The 23,659-nt window shown below is 69.0% G+C and carries 21 protein-coding genes and 2 riboswitches; of the genes, 15 read left to right on the top strand and 6 right to left on the bottom strand.

The window, feature by feature from the left end; all coding sequences use genetic code 11:
• Positions 1-13: 13 nt before the first annotated feature.
• Positions 14-129, bottom strand: a riboswitch (SAM riboswitch).
• A gap of 193 nt (positions 130-322) precedes the next feature.
• Both ACFWY5_RS44290 and ACFWY5_RS44295 read left to right on the top strand, forming a co-directional pair.
• Complete coding sequence (locus ACFWY5_RS44290; protein ID WP_379611953.1) at positions 323-1,072, top strand: TerC family protein; 750 nt, start codon at positions 323-325, stop codon at positions 1,070-1,072.
• Between the two features lie 9 nt (positions 1,073-1,081).
• Positions 1,082-2,272, top strand: coding sequence for a cytochrome P450 (locus ACFWY5_RS44295; protein WP_379638435.1), 1,191 nt, complete (start codon positions 1,082-1,084; stop codon positions 2,270-2,272).
• Here the strand turns inward: ACFWY5_RS44295 and ACFWY5_RS44300 are convergent.
• Positions 2,259-3,557 (bottom strand): FAD-binding oxidoreductase, encoded by a 1,299-nt coding sequence (locus ACFWY5_RS44300; RefSeq protein WP_379638437.1) that lies wholly within the window; start codon positions 3,555-3,557, stop codon positions 2,259-2,261. The two genes, ACFWY5_RS44295 and ACFWY5_RS44300, sit on opposite strands and share 14 nt — an antisense overlap.
• A 29-nt stretch (positions 3,558-3,586) precedes the next feature.
• Complete coding sequence (locus ACFWY5_RS44305; RefSeq protein WP_379638438.1) at positions 3,587-4,525, bottom strand: SAM-dependent methyltransferase; 939 nt, start codon at positions 4,523-4,525, stop codon at positions 3,587-3,589.
• Positions 4,526-4,752: 227 nt separating this feature from the next.
• Here ACFWY5_RS44305 and ACFWY5_RS44310 point away from each other — a divergent pair, with 227 nt between their 5' ends.
• The 5 genes from ACFWY5_RS44310 (at position 4,753) to ACFWY5_RS44330 (ending at position 10,386) form a co-directional block, all read left to right on the top strand.
• Positions 4,753-4,968, top strand: a complete 216-nt coding sequence (locus ACFWY5_RS44310) for a chaplin (RefSeq protein WP_379611949.1) — start codon at positions 4,753-4,755, stop codon at positions 4,966-4,968.
• 323 nt (positions 4,969-5,291) lie between these two features.
• Positions 5,292-6,182 (top strand): Rossmann-like and DUF2520 domain-containing protein, encoded by an 891-nt coding sequence (locus tag ACFWY5_RS44315; protein WP_379611947.1) that lies wholly within the window; start codon positions 5,292-5,294, stop codon positions 6,180-6,182.
• Positions 6,183-6,224: 42 nt separating this feature from the next.
• A complete protein-coding gene (gene panC / locus ACFWY5_RS44320; RefSeq protein WP_379611946.1) occupies positions 6,225-7,058 on the top strand; it encodes a pantoate--beta-alanine ligase in 834 nt (277 codons plus the stop codon).
• Positions 7,059-7,140: 82 nt separating this feature from the next.
• A complete protein-coding gene (locus ACFWY5_RS44325; protein WP_379638439.1) occupies positions 7,141-9,600 on the top strand; it encodes an L-aspartate oxidase in 2,460 nt (819 codons plus the stop codon).
• A 3-nt stretch (positions 9,601-9,603) separates the two neighbouring features.
• On the top strand, positions 9,604-10,386 hold the full coding sequence (locus tag ACFWY5_RS44330; RefSeq protein WP_379611943.1) for a type III pantothenate kinase: 783 nt from the start codon (positions 9,604-9,606) through the stop codon (positions 10,384-10,386).
• Between the two features lie 53 nt (positions 10,387-10,439).
• Here ACFWY5_RS44330 and ACFWY5_RS44335 read toward each other — a convergent pair whose 3' ends face one another.
• Complete coding sequence (locus ACFWY5_RS44335) at positions 10,440-10,916, bottom strand: hypothetical protein (protein ID WP_379638440.1); 477 nt, start codon at positions 10,914-10,916, stop codon at positions 10,440-10,442.
• Between the two features lie 119 nt (positions 10,917-11,035).
• Between ACFWY5_RS44335 and lysX the strand changes: the two genes are divergently transcribed.
• Entirely contained in the window at positions 11,036-12,517 is a 1,482-nt protein-coding gene (gene lysX, locus ACFWY5_RS44340) for a bifunctional lysylphosphatidylglycerol synthetase/lysine--tRNA ligase LysX (RefSeq protein ID WP_379611940.1), read from the top strand.
• 4 nt (positions 12,518-12,521) lie between these two features.
• On the opposite strand, the gene ACFWY5_RS44345 is transcribed toward lysX, so the two are convergent.
• Entirely contained in the window at positions 12,522-13,454 is a 933-nt protein-coding gene (locus ACFWY5_RS44345; RefSeq protein ID WP_379638441.1) for an NADP-dependent oxidoreductase, read from the bottom strand.
• A 76-nt stretch (positions 13,455-13,530) separates the two neighbouring features.
• On the opposite strand from ACFWY5_RS44345, the gene ACFWY5_RS44350 reads away from it, so the two are divergent.
• Complete coding sequence (locus tag ACFWY5_RS44350) at positions 13,531-13,929, top strand: winged helix-turn-helix transcriptional regulator (RefSeq protein WP_379611937.1); 399 nt, start codon at positions 13,531-13,533, stop codon at positions 13,927-13,929.
• Here ACFWY5_RS44350 and ACFWY5_RS44355 read toward each other — a convergent pair.
• A complete protein-coding gene (locus tag ACFWY5_RS44355) occupies positions 13,911-14,954 on the bottom strand; it encodes a cytochrome P450 (protein ID WP_379638442.1) in 1,044 nt (347 codons plus the stop codon). The two genes, ACFWY5_RS44350 and ACFWY5_RS44355, sit on opposite strands and share 19 nt — an antisense overlap.
• Positions 14,955-15,305: 351 nt before the next feature.
• Between ACFWY5_RS44355 and ACFWY5_RS44360 the strand changes: the two genes are divergently transcribed.
• Positions 15,306-15,518, top strand: a complete 213-nt coding sequence (locus ACFWY5_RS44360; RefSeq protein WP_157251897.1) for a LuxR C-terminal-related transcriptional regulator — start codon at positions 15,306-15,308, stop codon at positions 15,516-15,518.
• Positions 15,519-15,603: 85 nt separating this feature from the next.
• Here the strand turns inward: ACFWY5_RS44360 and ACFWY5_RS44365 are convergent, their stop codons facing one another.
• Positions 15,604-16,647: an NlpC/P60 family protein gene (locus ACFWY5_RS44365; RefSeq protein WP_379638443.1), complete on the bottom strand. Its 1,044-nt coding sequence runs from the start codon at positions 16,645-16,647 to the stop codon at positions 15,604-15,606.
• A 5-nt stretch (positions 16,648-16,652) separates the two neighbouring features.
• Positions 16,653-16,801: riboswitch (cyclic di-AMP (ydaO/yuaA leader) on the bottom strand.
• Positions 16,802-17,138: 337 nt separating this feature from the next.
• On the opposite strand from ACFWY5_RS44365, the gene ACFWY5_RS44370 reads away from it, so the two are divergent.
• The 5 genes from ACFWY5_RS44370 (at position 17,139) to ACFWY5_RS44390 (ending at position 23,628) form a co-directional block, all read left to right on the top strand.
• The gene (locus ACFWY5_RS44370) at positions 17,139-17,708 is read left to right on the top strand and encodes an amino-acid N-acetyltransferase (RefSeq protein ID WP_379611934.1); all 570 of its coding nucleotides are present in this window, start codon (positions 17,139-17,141) and stop codon (positions 17,706-17,708) included.
• A gap of 85 nt (positions 17,709-17,793) precedes the next feature.
• A complete protein-coding gene (locus ACFWY5_RS44375; RefSeq protein WP_379638444.1) occupies positions 17,794-19,059 on the top strand; it encodes an RDD family protein in 1,266 nt (421 codons plus the stop codon).
• A 113-nt stretch (positions 19,060-19,172) separates the two neighbouring features.
• Positions 19,173-19,682, top strand: a complete 510-nt coding sequence (locus ACFWY5_RS44380) for an RDD family protein (RefSeq protein ID WP_379638445.1) — start codon at positions 19,173-19,175, stop codon at positions 19,680-19,682.
• A 493-nt stretch (positions 19,683-20,175) separates the two neighbouring features.
• On the top strand, positions 20,176-20,508 hold the full coding sequence (locus ACFWY5_RS44385) for an Lsr2 family protein (RefSeq protein ID WP_184971356.1): 333 nt from the start codon (positions 20,176-20,178) through the stop codon (positions 20,506-20,508).
• 615 nt (positions 20,509-21,123) lie between these two features.
• Complete coding sequence (locus ACFWY5_RS44390) at positions 21,124-23,628, top strand: ATP-dependent Clp protease ATP-binding subunit (RefSeq protein WP_379638446.1); 2,505 nt, start codon at positions 21,124-21,126, stop codon at positions 23,626-23,628.
• Positions 23,629-23,659 lie beyond the last annotated feature (31 nt).

Below are 23,659 nucleotides of genomic sequence, written 5' to 3' on the forward strand. Positions count from 1 at the left end.
GGAATCGCCACGGAGCCCGCGCTTGCCCGCCACACCTCGTGACGGACCAGGTCCTCACCCGGGGCACCCCGCCGCGGACGCGAGGGTTGCCGGCCAGCTAGCCGGGGCTTGTCGCTGGCACTCATGACCTACACGCAGCACTATAAGCGACACCCGGCCATAAATAGCAACCCCTTAACGCTGCGATCCGTCGTTGACCACCTCTCTGGGGTGGATCATCCCAGGCCAGCGACATATCCGAACTACTAAGGGGGATCGTGAACTTCTGCGGGGGTTAGGTCGTTGGTACCGGGAGATAGTTCCCGACAACGGAGGTGCGGAGATGTGGGACTGGGTAAGCAACCCGGAGATCTGGATCGGGTTCTTCACCCTGGTCGCCCTGGAGATCGTCCTGGGAATCGACAACATCATCTTCATCTCGATCCTCGCCGGGAAACTCCCTGAGCACCAGCGCGACCGGGCCCGGGTGCTCGGACTGGCCGCCGCGCTCATCAGCCGACTGCTCCTGCTGCTCGCCCTGTCCTGGGTGGTCAGGCTGACCGAGCCCTTGTTCGCCGTCTTCGGTCATGACATATCCGGCCGTGACCTGATTCTCATCCTCGGCGGCCTGTTCCTGCTGGCCAAGAGCGTCACCGAGATCGGCCACAGCATGGAGCTGAAGGGCGACAACGGCAAGCCGCGCAAGGCCGCCTCGTTCGCCTCGGTGATCATCCAGATCATGATCCTGGACATCGTCTTCTCGCTCGACTCGGTCATCACCGCGGTCGGCATGGTGAACGAGCTGGGCGTCATGGTCGCGGCGGTGATCGTGTCGGTGCTGGTCATGCTGTTCGCCTCCGGCCCGATCAGCCGTTTCGTGGACAAGCACCCGAGCATCAAGATGCTGGCCCTGTCCTTCCTGGTGCTGATCGGCGTGGTGCTTCTCGCGGAGGGCTTCGGCCAGCACATCTCCAAGGGCTACATCTACTTCGCGATGGCCTTCTCGGTCATCGTCGAACTGCTCAACATCAGGATGCGCAGCAGGCAGGCCAAGCGGTCCGAGCAGGAGAACGCCAAGGACGGCAGCTCGTAGGATGAAGCGGTGCGCTTTGACCCGTGGAATCCGGATTTCGTAGCCCATCCGTACGACGTCTACGCCGAGCTGAGGCGGGCTGAGCCGGTCAGCTTCTTCGAGCCGACCGGCCAGTACCTGGTCTCGCGATACGCCGACGTCAACGCGCTGCTGCGTGATCGCCGGCTCGGCCGTTCCTACCTGCACGTCGCCGAGCACGAGGAGTTCGGGCAGGAGGCGCCGCCGGACTTCCAGGAGCCGTTCTGGCGGGTGGTCAACGCGAGCATGCTCGACGTGGAGCCGCCCGTCCACACGCGGCTGCGCCGCCTGGTCTCCAAGGCGTTCACGCCGAGGATGGTCGAGTCGCTACGGCCGCGCGTACGGGCGATCGCGGGCGGGCTGGTGGACGCCTTCGTGGCCAAGGGCGGCGGCGACCTGCTCGCCGAGGTGGCCGAGCCGCTGCCGGTGACGGTGATCGCCGAGATGCTCGGCATTCCCGACGCCGACCGGCACCTGCTGCGCCCCTGGTCGGCCGACATCTGCCTCATGTACGAGCTGAACCCGTCGCCGCAGGCCCAGCACACGGCGGTCCGCGCGGCGGCCGAGTTCGCCGACTACCTGAAGGACCTGGCCCGCGAGCGCAGGCGGCAGCCCGGCGAGGATCTCGTCAGCGCGCTGGCCCAGATCGAGGAGCTGACCGAGGACGAGCTGGTCGGCACCTGCGTGCTGCTGCTCAACGCCGGCCACGAGGCCACCGTGAACGTCACCGGCAACGGCTGGTGGTCGCTGTTCAGGAACCCGGCCGAGCTGGAACGGCTGCGCGCCGACCGCTCCCTGCTCCCGACGGCGATCGAGGAGCTGATGCGCTGGGACACGCCGCTGCAGATGTTCGAGCGCTGGGTTCTGGAGGACATCGAGGTGGAGGGTGTGGCGATCCCGAAGGGTGTGGAGGTGGCGCTGCTGTTCGGCTCCGCCAACCGCGACCCCGAGGTCTTCGCCGACCCCGATCGCCTGGACGTGGGCCGCGCCGACAACCCGCACATCTCCTTCGGCGCCGGCATCCACTTCTGCCTGGGCGCGCCGCTGGCCAGGATCGAGCTCATGGAGTCCTTCGGCGCCCTGCTGGAGAAGGCGCCGAACCTGGAGCTGGTCCGCGAGCCGGTGTGGAAGCCCGGCTACGTCATCCGCGGCCTGGAGTCGCTGGAGGTCACGACCGGTTGATCGCCCGGTCGCCGCCGAACATCCCGGCCGGGTCGTGCCGCTGTTTGACCTCCGTCAGCCGCCGCAGATGCTCGGGCGTGAAGGCCCGCGCCGCCTGCTCCGGCACGCCCATGAAGTTGAGCGGCACGAACCCGGTCGCGCTGCCCGCCAGCGCGGCCGAGAACCGGTCGCCGAAAGCCGCCACGTCGGCCGCGGCCCGCTCGTCCGGCACCATGCTGACGGCCCCGACGGCGAAGTCGCCCTGCCAGTAGCCAAGCCCGGCGTCGTCCGCGTGCGGGAGCCCGGCCACATGCCTGACCAGGATGAAGGCGTACGGCTCCGCCCCGCGCGGCGCCACCTCCACCAGGTAGTCGAGCACCGCGTCGGACAGCTCCGTCACCATCTCGCCCCGCATCGTGTAGGGCAGCGGGTCGACCGGATCCCGGGTCACCGCGTCGATCTCGGTGAACGGCAGCGGCCCGGCCATGTCCACCACCAGGCCGGGCACCGCCCGCATCGGCGCGACCAGGTCCTCGGCGCCGGAGCCGGTGGCGCACAGGCACACGCGCACGTACGAGCGGCCGCGCATCGGCTCGGGCACGAAGGGCGCGTCCGGCAGGTGGAGCGTCCCGGCGGCCGAGGTGATCGAGGCCGGCAGGTCCGCGGTCCACTCGCGGTAGGCGGTCAGCACCTGCCGGGTCAGCTCGACCGGCCAGTACAGGCCGCCGCCGTAGATCCGCGGTTCGGGGACGAGCTTGATCCGCAGCGCGGTGACCGCGCCGAGGTTCGGTCCGCCGCCGCGCAGCGCCCACATGAGGTCCGGCTCGCCGGCGTCGTCGAGCCACCGCAGGTTCCCGTCGGCGGTGACGATCTGGGCGGCGGTGATGGCGTCGCAGGCCAGGCCGTACTGGCGGGACAGGAAGCCGAGCCCGCCGCCGAGGCTGTTCCCGACGACGCCGACGTGGGTGCTGGATCCGGTCAGCGGCACCAGGCCGTGGGGGTGGGCGGCGGCGATGACGTCCTTCCACGTGGCGCCGGCGCCGACCGTGGCGGTGCCGGCGGCCGGGTCGATCTCGACGCCGGTCAGCTCGGAGGTGACGATGAGCAGGTCGCCGGTCGTGGCCGGGCGCAGCGCGCCGTGGCCGGTGTTCTGCACGCGGACGCGTAGATCGTTCGCGGCGGCGTAGCGGACCGCCTCCCGGACGTGCTCGGGCGATGTGGCCAGCACGGTGAGGGAGGGTTCGTGGGTGACGGCGAGGTTCCAGGGGGTGGGAGCCGCGCGGAGCAGACCACTGGGCAGATCCATGAGGGTAATCGTCTCATGGCGCAGAGTGATCACGCATGCTGCTGGAGCCAGCCGAAGCCGCCCAGGCCGCGCGGGTCGATCAGCTCGCCCTCCTCGGAGGCGCGCGCCAGCGCGCGCAGGTATCCGCGGGGGTCGGTGTGGGCCAGGTCGAGGGGCGGGCGGGCGGCGGTGATGCCGAGGGCGCGCAGGGTGTCGCGCTGTGTGGACAACGTTGTGGATATCGCGCCGACCCGCTCACCGGCGGCGGCGCACGAGTCGAGTGCCACGTGTGCGGTGATGTCGCAGGTCCCGTCTGGTATGGGCGGGACGACCGAACCGTCGCGGTATCCGGTGAGCGTTCCGCAGGGCGGCCGGTTATCCACAGGGTGTGAATAGTCGACGGCCACCGCCAGGCCGCGGGCCAGCCGTACGATGACCGCCGCCCACGCGGCGTCACGGGCGCGGCCGATCTCCGCGCGGGCGCCGACGCACGCCAGGGGCCACCAGCGGGCGAGCCACTCCTCGTCGGCGGGGTGCGGCGGCTCGCCGAGGCGCTCCTCGCCGGTCTCGGTGTCGACCATGACCAGCCGGGGGCCCTCGGCGGTGTGCTCGGCCACGTCGAGCGGAATGTTGTCGAGCCACTCGTTGGCGATCGCCAGGCCGGTGATGCCGCCGGGGATGGTCTGCGACCAGGCGATGCGCTCGGGCAGCTGGGACGGCCTGGCGGAGAGGTCGACGGCGGTGACGTTCAGGCGTACGGCCAGCTCGGGCGGTGCGGCCGCGAGCACGCGGCTGACCAGGACCCCCTCCCCGGCGCCGACGTCGACGAAGTCGAGTCGCTCCGGGTGGCCGAGCTCGGCGTCGACCCGGAGAAGGAGCGTGAGCACCGCGTCGGCGAACGCGGCCCCGGCGCTGACCGAGGTGCGGAAGTGGCCGGAAGGGCGTTCGCGCAGGTAGAAACCCCTGTCGCCATAGAGTGCGCGCTCCATCGCGGCACGCCAGGTGAGCCACATTCCTGGACTATCTCATGACCAGGCGCCGACACGCACAGTGATGCCATGACTACTTATTGTGGCGAGATTGCGCTATCGTTACTCATGGTCACCGGCGATCGTCCCGGCCCGCCCCCCAGCGGGCTCGGTCCGGTCCCACCGGTCGGCCGAGTAAGTAGCTGAAGCGGCCACCCGGGGCCGCGTCATCGAGAGGAGCCCCCCAAATGCTCAAGAAGACCTTCGTCGCGGCCGGCGCCTTCGCCATGCTGGCCCTGGCCACCCCAGCCCAGGCCGACCTCGTCACCTCCGGTAACAACGGCGTGCTCTCCGGCAACCAGGTGTTCGCCCCGGTCCGGATTCCGATCAACATCTGTGGCAACGCCGTCGCCGTGCTCGGCCAGGCGGTCGCCGGCTGCAAGGGCGGCGCGCACACCAGGTAGACGGACGGAGGGCTCGGACCGGTTATGGCAACCCGGCCCGAGCCCTTTTCGGCCGGCCAGTCGGCGGATGGCCGGTCGATGGTGCACTCCCAAGGGGGTAGCACATCGTCATTGCGGGCGTCGGGTCCACTATGGGCTCGGCGCCCGCTGCCATGCGATGAAAATCCCCTCTCCTCATCTCTCCCGACAGGGGGTGCACGTTTTGTATGCCCTTGTCGGATTTGTCGTTAACGCAACATGCGGTAAAAGCCCGGTCACCTGTGCATGGCAAGGCTCCAGTTACGCTGGTCGGCAGCGCCAACAGGGGACAGGGACAGGACGACATGGACGCAGGTGATCGCCCGGCACGGCTGGCCGTCGGCGTGGTCGGGGCGGGCAAAGTGGGCTCGGCACTCGGTGCCGCGCTGGCCCAGGCCGGCCATCGCATCGTGGCCGCCAGCGGGGTCTCCGACAGTTCCCAGCGCTGGGCTGCCGAGCGGCTCGGCGTCGCCACCTCCAGGCCCGAGGACGTGGTCGCGGCCGGCGAGCTGATCCTGCTCACGGTGCCCGACGACGCGTTGCCCGGCCTGGTCGGCGGTCTGGCCGCCACCGGCGCCGACCTGCGCGGCAAGCTGGTCGTCCACGCCAGCGGCGCCTACGGGCTGTCCGTGCTCGACCCGGCGGCGCGGGCTGGAGCGCTCCCGCTGGCGCTCCACCCGGTGATGACGTTCACCGGCCGTGACGACGACATCAACCGGCTGACCGGCATCTCCTACGGCGTCACCGCGCCCGACCCGCTGCGCCCGATCGCCGAGGCGCTGGTCATCGAGATGGGCGGCGAGCCGGTCTGGATCGCCGACGCCGACCGCGCGCTCTACCACGCCGCGCTCGCCGGGGCGGCCAACCACATGGTGACGCTGATCGCCGAGTCCTCGGAACTGCTGGAGGGCATCGGCGTCGAGCACCCCGGCCGCATGCTCGGGCCGCTGCTCGGCGCCGCGCTCGACAACGTGCTCAGGCTGGGCATCGCCGGGCTGACGGGGCCGGTCGTACGCGGCGACGCCGGAACGGTCCGCAAGCACGTGGACGCCCTCATCCTGGCCGCGCCCGAGGCCGCCGACGCCTACATCGCCCTGGCCCGGCTCACGGCCGACCGCGCGCTCGCGGCGGGTCTGCTCAAACCCGAGGAGGCGGAGAGGTTGCTCGACGCGCTGGGCGGCAACATATGGACCTGACAGGGACCGGACGGCCCTGATCGTGGCATAGGAGGCTGTGGCGTGGAGCTGATCGTCGCGCGCAATCGCGCTGACCTGGTCAAGGCTCGGGGAGAGGGCAGGGTCGCCCTGGTTCCGACCATGGGGGCGCTGCACGAGGGACATCGGGCGCTCATCCGCGAGGCCAGGGCGCTGGCCCCCCGGGTGGTCGTCAGCATCTTCGTCAATCCCCTGCAGTTCGGCCCTTCCGAGGACTTCTCCCGTTACCCGCGCACCCTGGAGGCCGACCTCGACGTCTGCCGCGCGGAGGGCGTGCGCGTGGTCTTCACCCCGGCGGCCGAGGAGATCTACCATCCCGACCGGCAGGTGAGCGTCTCATCCGGGCACATGGGCACGATCGTCGAGGGCGCGGTCCGCCCCGGGCACTTCGACGGCGTGCTGACCGTCGTGCTCAAGCTGTTCAACCTGGTGCAGCCCGACGTGGCCGTCTTCGGCCAGAAGGACGCCCAGCAACTGGCGATGATCCGGCGCATGGTGGCCGACCTCGACCTGCCGATCGAGATCGCCGGCATCCCCACGGTGCGCGAGCCCGACGGCCTGGCGATGTCCAGCCGCAACCGCTACCTGTCGCCGGACGAGCGGCGGACCGCCCTCGCGCTGTCGCGGGCCCTGTTCGCCGGCGCGGCCGAGTCCGTGGAGTCCAGGCCGGCGCGCATCAAGGCGGCGGCGCGGGCCGTGCTCGACGGGGCCGATCTGGCCCTCGACTACCTCGTGCTGGTCGACCCGGCCACGTTCGCCGAGGTCGGCGAGACGTACACGGGTGAGGCGGTCCTCGCCGTCGCCGCGAAGGTCGGCGGCACGCGGCTCATCGACAACGCCGTCCTGCGCCTGTCCTGAAAAGGTGCCACCCCGGCGATAGGTCACTCATCGGGAGGGGTTATCGTCATATTGACGAAATTCCCTCGATGAGGAGACCCCCATGAGTGGACCGGCGATCCCCCTGCGGCTCAGCGCGCCGGAGCCCGGCTGGACCCGCGAGGCCGACGTGGTCGTGGTGGGCTCGGGAGTGGCCGGGCTGACCGTGGCGTTGCGCCATGCCGAGCTACGGCCCGAGGCCAAGGTGCTCGTCGTCACCAAGGATGTGCTTGAGGAAGGTTCGACCCGGTTCGCGCAGGGCGGGATCGCGGCGGTGCTCGATCCCGGCGACAGCCCGGAGGAACACCTGAACGACACACTGATCGCCGGGGTCGGGCTGTGCGATCGGCGGGCCGTACGCGCTCTGGTGACCGAGGGGCCGCGGGCGCTGCGGCGGCTGATCGCGCGCGGCGCCAGGTTCGACCTGACAGACGGCGGCGAGCTGCAGCTCGGCCGCGAGGGCGGGCACCGGCGCGACCGGATCGTCCACGCGGGCGGCGACGCGACCGGCGCCGAGGTGCAGCGCGCGCTCGTCGCGGCGCTGCGCGAGCGCGGGATCGAGGTCATCGAGCACGCGCTCGTGCTCGACCTGCTCAAGGACGCCGCCGGGCGGGCCGCCGGGGTGACGCTGCACGTCATGGGCGAGGGCGCGAGCGACGGCGTCGGCGCGGTACGCGCGGGCGCCGTCGTGCTGGCCACGGGCGGCATGGGGCAGGTCTACCAGTCGACCACCAACCCGCTGGTCTCCACCGGGGACGGTGTGGCGCTGGCGCTGCGCGCCGGGGCGGTGGTGCGCGACCTGGAGTTCGTCCAGTTCCACCCGACCGTGCTCTGGCTCGGCGAGGACGCCACCGGCCAGCAGCCGCTGATCTCCGAGGCGGTCAGGGGCGAGGGCGCGTTCCTCGTGGACGAGCGCGGCACGCGCTTCATGGACGAGGTGCACGAGCTCGCCGACCTCGCCCCCCGCGACGTGGTCGCCAAGGCGATCATGCGCAGGGCCGGGCAGGTCTACCTCGATGGCCGCCACTTCGGCGAGGACAAGTGGCGCACCCGCTTCCCCACGATCCGCGCGCTCTGCCTGGAGCACGGCATCGACCCGGTCAAGGAGCTGATCCCGGTCGTGCCCGCCGCGCACTACGCCAGCGGCGGCGTCCGCACCGACCTGCACGGCCGCACCTCCATCCCCGGCCTGTACGCCTGCGGCGAGGTCGCCTGCACCGGCGTGCACGGCGCCAACCGCCTGGCCTCCAACTCGCTGCTGGAGGGGCTCGTCTTCGCCGAGCGCATCGCCCAGGACATCCAGCCCGCGGTACGGCCGGCGCCCACGGACCCCGAGACCCAGGAAGGCCTGTTCGACCCGCGCGTCCGCCCCAGGATCCAGGCCCACATGAGCAGGGGAGCGGGCGTGCTGCGCAGCCGCGAGTCGCTGGTCCTGACCGCGAAGGCGCTCGGCGACGCCCGCTGGACGCCGGTGCGGGTGCCGCCGTGCACCGAGGCGTGGGAGACGACGAACCTGCTCACGGTGGCGACCGTGCTGACCGCCACCGCCGTGGCCCGCGAGGAGACCAGGGGCTCGCACTGGCGCGAGGACTTCGGCGAGCGCGACGACGAGCGCTGGCTGGGACATCTGGACGTGCGACTGACCGAGGAAGGCTTGCAGATGACTTACACGCCGCACGGGCTCGCGCTGGACACCGGCGCGCCCGAGATCCAGGACGTGATCGACCGGGCGCTGGCCGAGGACCTCCAGGAGGCCGGTGACGTGACCAGCCTGGCCACGATCCCGGCCGGGCACCGGTCGGCCGGGGACGTGGTGGCCCGCGAGGACGGCGTGGTCGCGGGGCTGGCCGTGGCGGAGGCGGTCTTCCTGCGGCTGGGGGCGAGCCGTACGACGAGGCTGGTGGAGGACGGGCAGCGGGTCGAGGCGGGAGAGGTGCTGATGACGGTCGAGGGGCCCACGCGCGCCCTGCTCACGGCCGAGCGGACCGCGCTCAACCTGCTCACGCACCTGTCGGGCATCGCGACGCGGACCGGCGCCTGGGTCGCGGCGGTGGAGGGCACAGGGGCGCGGGTGCGCGACAGCCGTAAGACGTTGCCGGGGTTGCGGGCGCTGGAGAAGTACGCGGTGCGGGCCGGAGGCGGCGTCAACCACCGCATGTCGCTGTCGGACGCGGCGCTGATCAAGGACAATCACGTGGTCGCCGCCGGGGGAGCCGGGGCGGCGTTCAGGGCGGTCAGGGAGCGGTACCCGGATCTGCCGGTCGAGGTCGAGGTCGACACGCTGGAGCAGCTGCGGGAGGTGCTGGCCGAGGGGGCTGAGGTGGTTCTGCTGGACAACTTCACCGTCGAGGAGATGGCGCTCGCCGTACAAATCACGAAAAATCAGGCGAAGTTGGAGGCCAGTGGGGGACTGACCTTGGAAATGGCCCGTGATGTGGCTGAAACTGGCGTTGACTATCTTGCGGTGGGAGCGCTTACGCATTCCGCGCCGGCCCTGGACATCGCACTGGATCTACGGGGGTAATTGATGCTGCTCACGATCGACGTCGGCAACACGCACACCGTGCTCGGTCTCTTCGAAGGCGAAGAGGTGATCGAGCACTGGCGGCTGGCCACCGACGCCCGCCGCACCGCCGACGAGATCGCCGTCGTGCTCCAGGGGCTGCTCGGCCAGTCACCGCTGCTCAAGGGAGCCGACGTCAGCGGCATCGCGATCTGCTCGACCGTCCCGTCCGTGCTGAACGAGATGCGGGAGATGTGCCGCCGCTACTACGGCGACGTGACCGCGGTGATCGTGGAGCCGGGCATCCGCACCGGCGTGCCGGTCCGCATGGACAACCCCAAGGAGGTCGGCAGCGACCGGGTGGTGAACGCCCTGGCCGCCATCGACCAGTACGGCGGGCCGTGCGTCATCGTCGACTTCGGCACCGCCACGTCCTTCGACGCGGTCTCGGCCAAGGGCGAGTACGTGGGTGCGGTCACCGCGCCCGGCATCGAGATCTCCGTCGACGCGCTCGCCGCCGCCGGCGCCCAGCTCCACAAGGTCGAACTGATCAGGCCGCGCTCGGTCATCGGCAAGAACACCGTCGAGGCGCTCCAGGCCGGCATCATCTACGGCTTCGCCGGCCAGGTCGACGGCATCGTCGAGCGGATGGTGGCGGAACTGGCCGACGACCCGGACGAGGTGACCGTGGTGGCCACCGGCGGGCACGCCGCGCTGGTGGTGGGGGAGTCGCGCTCGATCGACGTGCACGAGCCGTGGCTGACCCTGATCGGCCTGCGGCTCATCTACAACCGCAACACGACATGAGCGAGCGGCCCCCCGCTCGGGAATGGGGGGCCGCTCGCGGCTTGCGGGCGTCGTTACTCGGACTCGGCCGTGTACAGGTACTTCCACGAGCCGCACTTGGTCGGGTGGCTGCTGTGCGGGCCGATCTGGCAGACCTTGACGCGCAGGCTGAAGACGTCCTCCTCGGAGAAGGCGTACTTCTTGTAGCCGGGGTAGCCGCAGTACTTCTTCGTGTAGACCGTGGACCAGTCGTAGTCGAAGTCGCTGGCCTGGAACTTCACGTACGCGCACTTGCCACCCTGCTTGTAGGTGCGGGAGTCGAGGTCGTAGAGCCGGCCCGTCACGGAGACGGTGTTGGACTCCTGGTGCTCGTCCCACTCGACGCCGACCCAGCCGTGCGACTTGGCCTGGTAGTGCTTGGAGTAGACGGGTCCCCAGTACGAGCTGTAGTCGTAGCTCGACGTGCTGGCGGAGGCGGCGGTCGGCAGGCTGAGGGCGAGGGCGGAGGTGGCGGCAACGGCGAGGGCGCCGATCGCGATCTTCTTTATCATGGTCTCTCTCCTGGAACCCGGAGGTGCTGTGCTCCATTGGTAACGGAGAGTTCTTGCAGCGCCCCTGCAGGGAGCCGACGAGCCCTTGCAGTTCGCCATATCCCCTACCCTTTGTTCTTGTGAGCGACGAACTTCCCGAGCAGATGCGCATCCGGAGGGAGAAGCTCGACCGCCTCCGCAGCGAGGGCGTCGAGCCCTTCCCGGTCAACTTCCCCCGTACGGCGACGAACGCCGAGGTCAGGGAGAAATACCAGGGCCTGGAGCCGGACACCGCCACGGGAGACAGGGTCGCGATCGCCGGCCGGGTCATGCTCAACCGCGTCGGCGGCAAGCTGTGCTTCGCCACCCTGCGCGACGGCTCCGGCGACCTGCAGGTCATGGTCTCGCTCGACAAGGTCGGCGAGGAGTCGCTGGCCGCCTGGAAGAGCGACGTCGACCTCGGTGACCACGTCGGCGTCGAGGGCGAGGTCATCACCTCGCGCCGCGGCGAGCTGTCGATCCTGGCCGACTCCTGGCAGATCACCGCCAAGTGCCTGCGCCCGCTGCCCGAGAAGCACCTCGGCCTCACCGACCCCGAGGCCCGCGTCCGCCAGCGCTACGTCGACCTCATCGTCAACGACGAGGCCCGCAGGATGGCCCACCTGCGCAGCGCCACCGTCCGTGCCGCGCGCGACTTCTGGCACGAGGAGGGCTACCTCGAGGTCGAGACCCCGATGCTCCAGCCCATCCACGGCGGGGCGACGGCGCGGCCGTTCAAGACCCACATCAACGCCTACAACATGGAGCTCTACCTTCGCATCGCGATCGAGCTCTACCTCAAGCGGCTCGTGGTCGGCGGCATCGAGAAGGTCTTCGAGATCAACCGCAACTTCCGCAACGAGGGCGCGGACTCCACGCACAACCCCGAGTTCACCATGCTCGAGGCCTACGGCACCTACCTCGACTACCACGACATGGCCGACCTGACCCAGCGCATGTACCAGAAGTGCGTCGTGGCCGCGCTGGGCACGTCCGTGGTGGAGCACGACGGCGTCGAGGTTGACCTGGGCATCAAGGAGTGGCCGCGCATCACGCTCTACGGCTCGGTCTCCGACGCGCTGGGCGAGGAGATAACGACCGAGACCTCGCTTGAGCAGGTCCGGAAATATGCCGACAAGCGGGACATTCATTGGGACCCGAAGTGGGGCCAGGGCAAGCTCGTCCAGGAGATCTTCGAAGAGCTGGTCGAGCACACGCTCATCCAGCCCACCTTCGTCATGGACTACCCGCTGGAGACCTCGCCGCTGGCCCGCAACCACCGCGACAACCCGCTGGTCACCGAGAAGTGGGACCTCATCGGGTTCGGCACCGAGCTGGGCACCGCCTACTCCGAGCTGAACGACCCGATCGAGCAGCGCCGCCGCCTGGTCGAGCAGTCGCTGCTGGCCGCCGGCGGCGACCTTGAGGCGATGCAGCTGGACGAGGACTTCCTCCAGGCTCTGGAGTACGCCATGCCGCCCACCGGCGGCGTGGGCGTCGGCATCGACCGGATGATCATGGCCTTCACCGGCAGGAACATCCGCGAGACCATCCTGTTCCCGCTGGTCAAGCCCACCGGCTGACCCGTTACGGGGTGAGGACGAACCGCCCGCGCTGCCCTCCTGCCGACAGCCGGGCGTAGGCCTCCGCCGCCTTCTCCAGGGGGTGGGTGCCGGCCAGGCGTACCGTCAGCCGGCCCGCCTCCGCCCAGCGTGCCACCTGGGCCAGCTGGCCGGCGTCGGCGCGTACGTACACGCTGGAGACGTGGATTCCGCGCAGCGGGATCGGCGCCGCCCCTGCGGCCACCGCCACGTACGCGCCCCCGGCCCGCACCGAGTCCAGCGCGGTGAGCCCCACGATCGCGGCGTCGACCACGCCGTCCACCCCGCCGGGCACCAGGGCGCGCACGGCCGCGGCCAGGTCGGCGTCGCGGGGCACGAACCACTCCGCCCCGAAGCCGCGCACCAGCTTCTCGTCGTCGGCGCCGGCCAGTCCGGCGACCCGCAGCCCGCGCGCGGCGGCGATCTCCACCAGGTAGCCGCCCAGCGCACCGGCGGCCCCGGTCACGAGGAGAGTCTGCCCGGGAGCCAGATCGGCCAGGTCGAGGGCCTGGATGGCGGTCAGCGTGTTCAGCGGCAGCGTGGCGGCCTGCGCCGGCGTCAGCCCTTCGGGCGCGGCGGCGACCTCGGAGACGTCGAGCAGCACGTACTCGGCCTGCGCCTTGTACGGCAGCATCAGCCGGTCGGACAGCCCGAACACCGCCTGCCCGGCCGTCAACCCGCCGACCCCCGGCCCCACCTGGTCGACCACCCCGGCCACGTCCCACCCGAGCCCGTACCGCTCCATGGGGTCGGTCAGCTTGTAGCCGGGCAGCGACCCCGAGGCGGTGAACAGGTCGATCGGCTGCACGGCGGCCGCGGTCACCTTCACGCGTACCTGCCCGGGTCCGGCCTGCGGCACCGGGACCGTGACGATCTCTACTTCACCCTCGCGCCCGACCAGCGCTCGCATCGTTGTCATGCGGCCACGGTAGGAAGGCTTACTCTCTTTTGGTAAGAAGGCACCTGAAGGTGCGTAAGCAACCCGGAGGAATGCCGTGCCCACCCAGTCGGCCGCGGACAGGCGCGCGGCAGCCCGCCTGGCCTACGACGCGTACATCGCCAAGTGCCCCTCGCGCCAGCTCCTCAGCACGCTCAGCGACAAGTGGGTGAGCCTCATCCTCACCGCGCTCGCCGGCGGCTCCCAGCGCTACAGCGACCTGGCCAGGACCATCGCCGGCGTCAGCCAGAAGATGCTCACCCAGACCCTGCGCAGCCTGGAGCGCGACGGCCTGGTCTCCCGCACCCTCACCCCGTCGGTCCCCGTGCGCGTCGACTACGAGCTCACCGATCTGGGCCGCACGCTCCTGCCGATCGTGGCCGCGATCAAGGAATGGGCCGAGGCCCACATCGAGGACGTCCTGGCCGCCAGAACCCGCTACGACAACCGCACCTGAAGCCTGGCCAGCCCCCGCAGGACCACGTTCTCCTTGTACGGCGGCGCCTCCTCGACCAGCTTCAGCTCCGGCGCCGCCCGGGCCAGCGCCCGCAGCGCGATCTCGCCCTCCATGCGCGCCAGCGTGGCCCCGAGGCAGAAGTGGATCCCGAGCCCGAAGGCCAGATGCCGCTCCGGCGCCCGTCCGGGGTCGAACCGTCCCGGGTCGAAGCGGTCCGGATCGGGGAAGACGGCGGGGTCGCGGTTGGCCGCGCCGACCAGCGCCATCACCGGCGTGCCCGCGGGCACGGCCGTGCCGCCAAGCTCCGCCTCCCGCAGCGCCGTCCTGGCGGTGAGCTGCACCGGCGGGTCGTAGCGCAGCACCTCCTCGACCACCGGCTGGGGATCGTCCGCCGCCCGGTGGAGCATGCCGTGCCCGGCCAGGTTGAGTACGCCGTTGGCGATCAGGTTGACGGTCGTCTCGTGCCCGGCGACCAGCAGCAGGACACAGGTGGCCAGGAGTTCGGCCTCGGTGAGCTCCCGGACCTGGGTCAGGGCGCTGAGCAGGTCCTCGCCGGGGCGTACGCGGCGCTCGGCCAGCAGTTCACGGAAGTACGCGCGGAACTCCAGACTTGCCCGCTCGGTGGTGTCCGCCTGGCCCGCGGGCAGCATCGGGTCGAGGCTACGGGCGAGCGTCTCGCTCCAGCCGCGGAAGCGCTCGTAGTCCTCGGGCGGTACGCCGAGCATCTCGGTGATCACCAGGACCGGCAGCGGATAGGCGAACTCGGCGACCAGATCGGCCTCCCCGCCCATGGCGCCGATCAGCTCCGCGGTGATCGCCTCGACCCTGGGGCGCAGCCGTTCGAGCATGCGGGGCGTGAACGCCCGGCTGACCAGAGCCCGCAGCCGCGTGTGGTCGGGCGGGTCGAGACGCAGGAACGACACCTGTGGCCGGTCGGGGTCATCGGTGTCCGCCGGGACGTGCCCGTGGCCGAAGCGGGGGTCGCGCAGCATGGCCGAGACGTGCTCGTGTGATGTGGCTACCACCAAACCGCCGCGGGTATGAAATAAATCGCCACGCTCGCGAAGCTCCCGGTACTTTCCGTACGGGTCACGCCGGAACCCGGGATCGAACGGATCGAATCCCAGCACGTCGGCGGGGGTCAGTGTCGGTGACCGAGGGGCGTTGTAAGGATCAGTGAGATCGCTCATCGTGCCCCGAAGTGTGACGACATATGGCGAGTAGTTCACATAGATTTGATCATGTCAATACAGCTGGTCAAGCTGGGCAATTGTCGAGCTTGACGACCTTTCCTGAATGCGTTTACCGTCTGCGGGACGAGCGCGTTGCGCGGTCCGATACGTCTGCGAGTTCTGCTGTTGGGGGGAGGGCTCCCGATGGATGTGCTCACCGAGGGCGTTGAGCTGAGCCACGCCGATTTAGCCTTGCTCGCCGAGCTGGCCAAGGGAGTCACGGTCGATCGGGTAGGGCGCCGGCTGGAGATCAGCGGACGCACGGTACGCCGCCGTTTGCGAGGGATATGCGACAGGATCGGTGTGGCCACCGCCATCGAGGCGGTGGCCTGGGCGGCACGCCGCCAGCTGATCTAGCAGGACCGAGACTCGACCCCGCCGGTTCGCCCGGCGGGGTCGGTTTTGGCTGGCGTGGGGTCCTGGTTCCGTCTCTTTGGCGGGGTCAGTTCGCGATGCGGACCGCGCCCGCCCACGGGCGGCGGGAGATCGACGCCAGGCGCACGACGTCGCCGGTCTGCGGCGCGTGCACCATCATGCCGCCGCCGACGTAGATGCCGACGTGGTGCAGGTCGCTGTAGAAGAACACCAGGTCACCGGGGCGCAGCTCCTCGCGGGAGATGCGGGTGCCGGCCGTCCACTGGTCGCCGGTGTAGTGCGGCAGCGAGATGCCGACCCGCTGGTAGGCCGCCATGACCAGGCCCGAGCAGTCGTAGGAGCTGGGACCCTCGGCGCCCCACACGTACGGCTTGAGCTGCTGCGTCAGCGCCCACCTGGCCGCCTCGGCCGCCTTGCCGGAGCCGGCGATCGGCAGGCTGACCCGCACCGCGCGGGTGCCCGGCCGCCCGGCCTCGCCGATGGCCCGCTGGAACAGGTCGCTCTCGACCTTCTTGACCAGCTTGCTGATCTTGTCGCGTCGGGCGTCCAGGTCCTCGACGATCTCGGTGACCTTGTCGATGCGGGTCTTCGCCTCGGACTGCGCCTTCTCGGCCAGTTCCCTGGCGCGGGTGACCTGGTTGACCTCCTCGCCCTGCTGCTGCTCCAGCGCGAAGCTGGTCGCGGCGCGGTCGAGGAAGAGCTCGGGGTCGTCGGAGGCGGCGAAGGCGAGGGCGCGGCTGAAGCCGCCCATCATGTACTCGCTCTGGGCGAGCATGCCCGCCCGCTGGCGCTTGGTGGCGAGATCGGCCTCGCTGGAGGCCAGCGTCTTCTTGGCGGCGTCGACGGCCTTCTGGGCGTCCCTGAGTTTCACACGCTGGCCGTTGAACTGCTCGCTGAGCGTCTCGATCTCCGTGTGGAGCTTCTCGGCCTGCTCCGACAGTTGCTTGAGCGACGGCTTCGGATCGGCGGCGGCGGAACCGAGAGGCGTGACGGTGAACGTCACCGCGGCTACGGCTGCCGTCAGGACGACCAGCCGCTTCTTGATGCCTGGTTCGGGAGGGCGGGCATGCTTGCCCGCGGGCTTCCCCTCACGGTTACGCGTGCGCTTCACCAACCAGCTCCTCTCATGGCCGCCTACCGGGTTAGCTGACGGGTTCGGGCCGGAGCAGCCCTACCGAGCCGTGGCTCGGATTCACCCCGGGATGGCCTGCGGCCACTGGCGGGTCCCCGGCTCCCCAGGGGAGGGGATTAGGCGTGCCGCCGCGCGTAAGAACGCGGGTGACATCGACGCTGGACACTAGTGCACTCCAGGTTCGTGCTCAACCAGAACTGCCAAGTCTGTTGAGGTTTCACAACCGAAGTGTCACGGGGGGATCACGTGCTCCGCCGTACAGGAGCGACTTTATGCGCACTTTGCGGGTGCATGGGACGTACGTGAGGTTCGGTGTCACCGGGGGAGTCATTGCTCGTCACCGGCTATTCGCCTGGTGGTTGAGGGGGCGATGGCTGTTGTCGGGCATGCTCGTCCACTGGGTGAGATGGTTGAGGAAGTAGGCGGGCAAATAGGGGGCAGCCGTAATTGCGTCTGTACTCTGAAGTGCCATGGAACAGGTCGCCGAACGGGCGGTACCCGACATCGAGGTCGTCGTGAGGCGGGCTCGCACGCCGGATGTCCGGACGATCAGGCGCCTGGTCGACACTTATGCCGGAGCCGGGCCGCGCCTGCTGGAAAAGGCCACGGTCACTCTTTACGAGGACGTCCAGGAGTTCTGGGTGGCTGAGCGTGGCGGGCAGGTCGTCGGATGCGGTGCCCTGCACGTGTTGTGGGAGGACCTCGCCGAGATTCGCACCGTGGCCGTCGATCCCGACGCCCGCGGTCTCGGAGTTGGGGGCCAAATCGTTACCGCTTTGATCGGAACGGCCCGCGAACTCGGGCTGCGGCGGGTGTTCTGCCTGACATTCGCGGTAGATTTCTTCGCCGCGCATGGGTTCCGCCCGATCCAGGGCACGCCGGTATCTCCCGAGGTCTACGCCGAGCTGCTCGCCTCCTATGACGAGGGCGTAGCCGAGTTCCTCGACTTGGAGCACGTCAAGCCCAACACCCTGGGCAACACCAGGATGCTGCTCCACCTGCCGTCGTTTGACTCGGACCTCGACCAAAGGGAAAGGTGATTGTAGATACCTATGTCGATACGTTGGGCAGCGAAGGCATGTGTCCTGACATGTGCCACATGCACACTCGAAGCGAGGTGACACGGTGAGCACCGGACAGCCGCCGTATCCACAGGACGACCCCGGCGACAACTCCGGGACTCCCGAATACGGACAGCACAACGCGGGCCACGCACAGGGCGAGCCCGACCCGGACGTGACCGTTGTGGGTTACCGCCAAGACGGCGACCCCTACGGCCAGCAGGGATACGGACAGCAGTCCGGCTCCCAGCCGGGTTACGGTCAGCAGCCCCAGTACGGCCAGCAGCAGGGATACGGTCAGCAGCAGCCTCAGTACGGCCAGCAGCCCGGCTCGCAGCCGGGTTACGGCCAGCAGCCTGGCTACGGCCAGCAGGCCCAGCAGCAGCCCGAGTACGGCCAGCAGCCGGGTTACGGTCAGCAGCAGCCCGGCTACGGCCAGCAGCCCGGTTACGGCCAGCAGGCCCAGTCGCAACCCGGCTACGGCCAGCAGCAGCCCGAGTACGGCCAGCAGCCCGGCTCGCAGCCGGGTTACGGCCAGCAGCCCGGCTCCCAGCCGGGTTACGGCCAGCCTGGCTACGGTCAGCAGCAGCCTCAGTACGGCCAGCAGCCCGGCTCGCAGCCGGGTTACGGCCAGCAGCCTGGCTACGGCCAGCAGGCCCCGTCCGGGCAGCAGTACGCCCAGCCGGGCTACGGCCAGCAGCCGGGTTACGGCCAGCAGCAGCCCGGATACGGTCAGCAGCAGCAGCCGCAGGGCTACGGCCAGCAGGGCTTCCAGCCCGGCTACGGCAAGCCCTACGGTCAGCCGGTGGGCGTCCAGCCGCCCGGCGCGCCCGCGCCGCTGGCCGAGTGGTGGCAGCGGCTGGTCGCCCGAATCATCGACGGTGTGCTCTTCGGCATCGTCTACTGGGTGATCACGCTGATCATGGCCGGCCTGTTCCTGGCGACCTACAGCTCGCTCGACGGTTCCAGCTCGGGCTTCTTCGGCTCAGTGGTCATCGGGCTCATCTCGGGTGTGCTGGTCGGGGCGATCTACATCGCCTACGAGCTGATCATGACCAAGATGAACGGGCAGACGCTCGGCAAGATCGTCATGGGCATCAAGATCGTCCCGGCCGGCGGCACCATGCCGCACGGCGGGCTGTCCACCGACATCGCGATGAAGCGGGCCGGCGTGACGTGGGGCGGATACCTGATCTCGGGCATCCCGTTCCTCGGCTGGCTCGGCTACATCTTCGTCGCGCTGAACGGCGCCTCGCAGCTGTGGGACAAGCCGCTGCAGCAGACGTTCGCCGACAAGGTCGCGCGTACCGTGGTGGTCAAGATCAAGTAGTGGTCGGGTCATGGATTCAGGGGTCACCGCCCGGTGGCCCCTGTTTCATGTGGCGCCGTGCCGTACCAGAATGAGGGGACAGCCGATCTAAAGGCCGTCGAGAGGTTGAGGCTATGGCCGCGCCCGCCCAACGCGCAGTGACCGCCGAATGGTGGGAGCGTCTGGTCGCGCGCCTCATTGAGGCCTTGGTCTTCGGCGTGTTCTATTACATTCTGTTCATCGGGCTGTGGACACTCTTCCGGTCTGTAGGGCTGCTTGAGGTCTTCGAGGGTCGCTGGCCCGAGGTCATCGCCTGGTTCGGCGCCGGCCTTGTCTATACGGTCTACGACTGGGTGTCGCATTCCGCGGGCGGCCGTACCTTCGGGCAGGCGATCATGCGGATTCGCGTCGTTCCTGCGGACGGCGCCGTTGTGACCTCCCATGGGCTGCTGAAACGTTCGCTGCTGTATCCGGGACCGACCATGTTGATGGGCATTCCGGTGCTCGATCTGGGGGCCGCGGTGGTCGCCTTCGGCGTGGGGATGCTCATCCTCATCGACCGTCCCCAGCTGCGCGGTCCCCATGACCGGCTGGCGGGAACGCGGGTGGTCAAAGACCTGCGCGAGCAGGGGCGGGCGGGATAGCCCAAAAATTTCCCTTGATCCGGTAAGGAGCCTGGAGAGACTGGCATTAGGCTGTCAGTCGCCCAGGTCACCCCTTGTCGGCGACCTGTCTCACCGGTGGCATCCGCGTGGCGCTATGGTCGGGCGTCGGCGGTTGTCCGCCACACGGCCCCCACGCGCGGCGCCGCGCCCGAGGCGTTCAGCCGGCTCCTGGGAAATCTGCCGCCGTGGAAACCCCGATCGGCGCGCGGGCCGAGGACGAATGGAAGGCCTTACGGAAGCATTGGCGGCCGCCGTGACACCGGCTGGAGTCACCGGTTCTCTCGACTTTGGCGTGCGCTGAAGGCGTCCCGCGACCCTCACCGGCCGGCGGCCAAACCGCCAGGATCGGGTCGAGAACCACAACTGATCCGCGAGTCAGCCGAATCCGTGTCTCGCTGAATTGTCTTAGCGCCTTTCCGGGTATATGTTTGGGCAGGCGAATGAAACAATGCTCCGGGAAAGGATTGCGTAGATGGCCAAGCAGATCCAGGAGATTCTCATCGATGACCTCGATGGGGGCGAGGCCAATGAGACGGTCAGCTTCGCTATTGACGGCGCTTCGTATGAGATTGACCTCAGTGACGTTAACGCCAAGAAGCTGAGGGATGCGCTCTCGCCTTTCGTGCAGCACGCTCGGCGCGGCGGTGCCGTCTCCACGCGTCGTCGGGGTCGTGGCGGGCAGCGCGCGATGACCCGCGAGAAGAGCTCCGAGATCAGGCAGTGGGCCAAGGCTCACGGCCTGCCCGTCAGCGAGCGCGGCCGAATCGCCTCCACCGTGGTGGAGAAGTACGAAGCCGCGCACTAACCGCTGTCGCGATCGACCATGCGCTTATGACAGTTGCCTAGAACCCCGGCGACTGCCATAAGCGCATGATCGTTTTTTAGGGCGGTCTTTGTCCTGGTTTGCGCGTCTCGCATCGTGGACCTGGGGGCCCATTGTGCCGCATTTGGTACCCGGGATTCCTGACGATTTCGCTCCGCCGTACCGTGCGAGTACTCACTCCCCGCAGCCGGATTTGCCGATGCACTCGCGGTTTACGCGTCCTTGATTCCTGAATGCCGATCAGTGCGGAGTCGCTGGCTGATCGCATGCCAACCGCTTGCCGGGAGGCCATAGGATGTCAAGTACGGCTTACGGATGTGTCCGGCGCCTCGTCGTGGCGGTCCGTACGCGTGGCGGGCGGTAATTTCCCGACGCTCCGCCGAGGGCGTCCTAAACCTCGTTCGCTTGCGGCGTATCGGGAACACACCACCCCCGAACGGTAGTTGGATGGAGGGTGAACGCCCTGCTCTCGGGGAACGTCTCTGCTATAGAGCGTGTCAGCGGCAGTGGGCACGGTTCGCCGAGCCAGGGCTAGCATGCGGGATGACGGGACCGGACTAAACCGGCCTGACTGACCGCTCTGTGAGGAGCGACGAGATGTTCGAGAGGTTCACCGACCGAGCGAGGCGGGTTGTCGTCTTGGCCCAAGAAGAGGCCAGGATGCTCAACCACAACTACATCGGCACTGAGCACATTCTTCTTGGTTTGATCCACGAAGGTGAGGGCGTTGCCGCCAAGGCTCTGGAGAGTCTCGGCATCAGCCTTGAGGGTGTGCGCCAGCAGGTCGAGGAGATCATCGGCCAGGGCCAGTCGGCTCCGTCGGGGCACATTCCTTTCACCCCGCGGGCCAAGAAGGTCCTCGAGCTGTCGCTCCGTGAGGCTTTGCAGCTGGGCCACAACTACATCGGAACCGAGCACATCCTGCTCGGTCTCATCCGCGAGGGTGAGGGTGTGGCAGCCCAGGTGCTGGTCAAGCTTGGAGCCGATCTCAACCGTGTCAGGCAGCAGGTGATCCAGCTGCTGCACGGCTATCAGGGCAAGGAACCGGCGGCTGCGGGCGGACCGCAGGAGTCGGCTCCGTCGACGTCCCTGGTGCTCGACCAGTTTGGCCGTAACCTGACCCAGGCCGCCCGTGAGGGCAAGCTGGATCCGGTCATCGGCCGTGAGAAGGAGATCGAGCGGGTCATGCAGGTCCTCTCCCGGAGGACCAAGAACAACCCCGTTCTCATCGGCGAGCCCGGCGTCGGCAAGACCGCCGTCGTCGAGGGGCTCTCCCAGAAGATCGTCAAGGGCGAGGTGCCCGAGACGCTGAAGGACAAGCAGCTCTACACGCTTGACCTCGGCGCTCTGGTCGCCGGCTCCCGCTACCGCGGTGACTTCGAAGAGCGCCTGAAGAAGGTGCTCAAGGAGATCCGCACGCGCGGCGACATCATCCTGTTCATCGACGAGCTGCACACGCTCGTGGGTGCGGGCGCCGCCGAGGGCGCGATCGACGCCGCCAGCATCCTCAAGCCGATGCTGGCCCGCGGTGAGCTGCAGACCATCGGCGCCACCACGCTCGACGAGTACCGCAAGTACCTCGAGAAGGACGCCGCGCTGGAGCGCCGCTTCCAGCCGATCCAGGTGGCCGAGCCGTCGCTCAGCCACACGATCGAGATCCTCAAGGGTCTGCGCGACCGCTACGAGGCGCACCACCGCGTGTCGATCACCGACGACGCGCTGGTCGCCGCGGCCCGCCTGGCCGACCGCTACATCAGCGACCGCTACCTGCCCGACAAGGCGATCGACCTCATCGACGAGGCCGGTTCCCGGATGCGCATCCGCCGGATGACCGCTCCGCCGGACCTGCGCGAGTACGACGAGAAGATCGCCAACGTCCGCCGCGACAAGGAGTCCGCGATCGACGCGCAGGACTTCGAGAAGGCGGCTGCCCTCCGCGACCAGGAGAAGCAGCTCCAGCTCAAGCGCGAGCGGCGGGAGAAGGAGTGGAAGGCCGGCGACATGGACGTCGTCGCCGAGGTCACAGAAGAGCTCATCGCGGAGGTCCTCGCCACGGCGACGGGCATCCCGATCTTCAAGCTGACCGAGGAGGAGTCGCAGCGCCTGCTCCGCATGGAGGACGAGCTCCACAAGCGGATCATCGGCCAGGACGACGCCATCAAGGGTCTGTCCCGCTCCATCCGGCGCACCCGCGCCGGCCTGAAGGACCCCCGCCGCCCCGGTGGCTCGTTCATCTTCGCCGGCCCGTCCGGCGTCGGTAAGACCGAGCTGTCCAAGGCGCTGGCGGAGTTCCTGTTCGGCGACGAAGACGCGCTGATCATGCTGGACATGTCGGAGTTCATGGAGAAGCACACCGTCTCCAGGCTGTTCGGCTCCCCGCCCGGCTACGTCGGGTACGAGGAGGGCGGCCAGCTGACGGAGAAGGTGCGGCGCAAGCCGTTCTCCGTGGTCCTGTTCGACGAGATCGAGAAGGCCCACCCCGACATCTTCAACTCGCTGCTGCAGATCCTGGAAGACGGTCGCCTGACCGACGCCCAGGGCCGCGTGGTCGACTTCAAGAACACGGTCATCATCATGACCACCAACCTCGGCACCCGGGACATCTCCAAGGGCATCGGGGTCGGGTTCGCGAAGGCGAACGACGCGGAGTCCAACTACGACCGGATGAAGTCCAAGGTCCAGGAGGAGCTCAAGCAGCACTTCCGGCCCGAGTTCCTCAACCGTGTCGACGACATCGTGGTCTTCCACCAGCTCACGCCGAAGGAGATCATCAAGATCGTCGATCTGATGCTCGCCCAGGTGTCCGAGCGGCTGAAGGACCGGGACATGTCGCTGGACGTCTCCCAGGACGCCAAGCAGCTCCTGGCCGACCGCGGCTACGACCCCGTCATGGGGGCCCGGCCGCTGCGCCGTACCATCCAGCGTGAGCTGGAGGACTCGCTGTCGGAGAAGATCCTCTACGGCGAGCTGCGCGCGGGCCAGGTCATCAAGGTGACGATCGAGGGCGAAGGCGACAACGCCAAGTTCGTCTTCACCGGCGAGACGGCGCCCACCGAGGTGCCCGACTCGGCGGCGGCGATCGCAGCGCCCATCCAGAACTGACCGGCGTCAGAACGAGCCCCCCGCCGTTACC

The sequence above is a fragment of the Nonomuraea sp. NPDC059007 genome, assembly GCF_042740555.1.
Classification (GTDB): domain Bacteria; phylum Actinomycetota; class Actinomycetes; order Streptosporangiales; family Streptosporangiaceae; genus Nonomuraea.